4 protein-coding genes are annotated in these 2,536 nt (G+C 59.9%); all 4 read right to left on the bottom strand.

Annotation, left to right across the window (positions count from 1 at the left end; genetic code table 11):
* The coding region (locus tag NW820_RS08745; RefSeq protein ID WP_414407268.1) for an energy-coupling factor ABC transporter ATP-binding protein at positions 1 to 713 on the bottom strand (713 nt) is incomplete at its 3' end.
* A gap of 7 nt (positions 714 to 720) precedes the next feature.
* Entirely contained in the window at positions 721 to 1,548 is an 828-nt protein-coding gene (locus NW820_RS08750; RefSeq protein ID WP_414407269.1) for a cell division protein FtsQ/DivIB, read from the bottom strand.
* Between the two features lie 57 nt (positions 1,549 to 1,605).
* Complete coding sequence (locus NW820_RS08755) at positions 1,606 to 1,824, bottom strand: NAD(P)H-quinone oxidoreductase subunit O (RefSeq protein WP_011433398.1); 219 nt, start codon at positions 1,822 to 1,824, stop codon at positions 1,606 to 1,608.
* A gap of 129 nt (positions 1,825 to 1,953) precedes the next feature.
* The gene (locus NW820_RS08760) at positions 1,954 to 2,358 is read right to left on the bottom strand and encodes a hypothetical protein (RefSeq protein WP_414407270.1); all 405 of its coding nucleotides are present in this window, start codon (positions 2,356 to 2,358) and stop codon (positions 1,954 to 1,956) included.
* Between the last annotated feature and the right edge of the window lie 178 nt (positions 2,359 to 2,536).

Here is a 2,536-nt window from a genome sequence, read left to right on the forward strand (position 1 = left end):
GAGGGGGGCACTTCCAGGCCGTGGGCTTCCATGAGGTCGGCTCGGCCCATCAGGTGGGCCGGGGATCCCTGGGCCCAGATCCGCCCTTGATCCAACAGGATGACCTGATCGCACACCTCCAGGATCAGCTCCAGATCGTGGGAAGCCAGCAGAAAAGTGTGGGCGGCCTGTTGCAAAAAAACCATCAACCGCCGCCGGGCTCGCAAATCGAGGTTGGCTGTCGGCTCATCGTAGAGCACCAACTGGGGCTGCATCGCCAGGATCCCGGCAATGGCAACCATGCGCTTTTCCCCACCAGAGAGGTGATGGGGGGGACGATCGGCCAAATGGAGGGTGCCGGTCATCTGCAGGGCGGCCTGAACGGCAGCCGCAATCTCCGCCTCAGGACGGGCCAAATTGCGCAGTCCGAAGGCCACATCTTCGGCCACCGATGGGGCAAACAGTTGGTCGTTGGGATCCTGAAACACCAACCCCACCTCAGGGCGAAACTGGCCGGGCCGCAGCGGCTGGCCAAACAAACTCACCTGGCCAGAGCAGGGGGGCAACAGGCCGCAGAGGGTGAGGAACAGGGTAGTTTTACCCGCGCCATTGGGGCCGATCACCCCCAGATGTTGCCCAACCTCGACCCGTAGATCCAGCCCTTGCAGCACCGGCGGATGACCGGGATAAGCTGTCCACAATTGGTTCACCTCCACCGCCGGCACCGGGTTCATAGCAAAGCTAGGGCATCCGCACGTCTTTCCAGCGCTCCTGGGTGGCCGTGGGGGTAAGTTGCAAGGTGGGCACACTGGGGCTGGTGAGGTCAATCTGGACGATGTCGTCGGGCGTACACTCGCAGTAGCGGCGCAGATCCCGCATTTGGTTGAGGGTCTGAATTTGCAAGGGCAAGCGGTCGGAAATCGGCCCCAGGTAGACGTTGCCCAGCTCAGTATGCAGGGTAATTCCCGCTCCAGATTGCCAATCCACTGCCCTGATCTGAATTTCAGACTGCTGTAAAGCCCTGAGCAACAGCGCCCATTGCTCTGGGGTGTGGTTCTCCCAGCCCAGCAGCTCCAGCTCAGGCCAAGACGCGGGGGAACGGTAGGGATCCGGAGACAGCCAGTTGCCCTGGACATCCACCCAGCCCATCTGGTCGCCCCATCGCGCCCGCGCCACAGGTTGCCGTTCTCGCACCTGGACGATGACACCCACCGGCAGCAGCCGTCGCTGCACCTGGACGCTTTCGATGGGAGAGGGGCGGGTCGGGGATCCCAGCAAAGCCCTTTCCAAAACAGCCGGTTGCACCTGCCAAATGTTGAGGGGATACTGCAGGGGCAATTGTGCCCGTATCCAGGCGGGATCGACCCAGTGGGCACCCTTTACCTGAATCTGTTCTGGCTGACGAATTTGCCAGTGGGGCTGCCGTAGGCCCAGCACCAGCAGCGCCAAGAGGGTCATCGAACCGGTCAGGCGCCAGGATCCCTGCCAGAATCGGCTGCGCCGTTGCCGACGCAAAAGCTGCCTACGCTGCAGGATTTGTTCACGGTTGGGAGCAGCCAGGAGTGCCATGGATCCCCCTTCACCCCATCACGGGGTATGCAGATGGGGAACATTCCGTGCTTCTACTCAACCCGCCATCTCCTGAACCTGATCCGCCCGCAGCCAAACCGTAGGGGTGGGAACAGCCCCAAACTTAATCTGCAGGTAGTCACCTTTGATATCCACGACTTCTCCGGGGGTCTCGAAAACGTAGTTGGGAATAAAAGGATCGCTTGCCTGCGCTTCTAAGCTACCCTCCAGTTTCTCGCGGATAGCCCGCACCAAGGTGCCTCGCTTAATCGCCATTGCTCCTCCTCAGTTCAGTCGCAGATTAGCCGGTTCGATAGCAGTTGTATCACGCCTGCCGCTGCTGCGAAGAGGAAAGCTGGGATCCAGCCTCTGGTTGGCTCTGACAGGGATCAACCTGAGTTTGGCTTATTTGCGTTTTAGGCTGCGGGCCATATTGCGGAAGGTATCCATGTCCGATCCCCCCTGACGGCGTGGGCTTGCTCCGCTGCTGCTTGAAGCGGAGGATCCCTGCTCAGAAGCGGTTTCAGGAGTTTTGGCTGCCTCTGCGGACAACTTAACTTTACCGAGGGAAGAGACCTGCTCCACCACCTCCACCTTCTCCTTGCTGCCGAAATCCTGGAAGGTGTGCTTCACGATCCTGGGGGTGCGCATATACTCGATGTTGCCAAGGGTTTTGGCTTCATCTGGGTCGAGAAAAAAAGTATTGTCGTTTTTCGCTTTCTTTGGGGTTGGCTTAGCAACAGTTTCCGGTGAGGACGTGGCCGCAGCTTTGCCGCGCGAGCCGAACAAGCGCTTGAAGATGCCTACCATGGTCGTTTTGCCTGCAATGGGAAGGAAGTTGAGCCGGATCCCTAGGCACTGATATTGGCCACCCGCCCTTGGCAAGGTGAGGGCCAGGCCCGGTCATGAAATAATGTTAAGCCAACTTAGAGCACCCTGCCCTCCGGGGCAGAAGGGTTTCTGGATCCCGCACCTCAGAGGGAGAGAG

It is taken from the genome of Synechococcus sp. R55.7 (assembly GCF_047461955.1).
GTDB lineage: Bacteria > Cyanobacteriota > Cyanobacteriia > Thermostichales > Thermostichaceae > Thermostichus.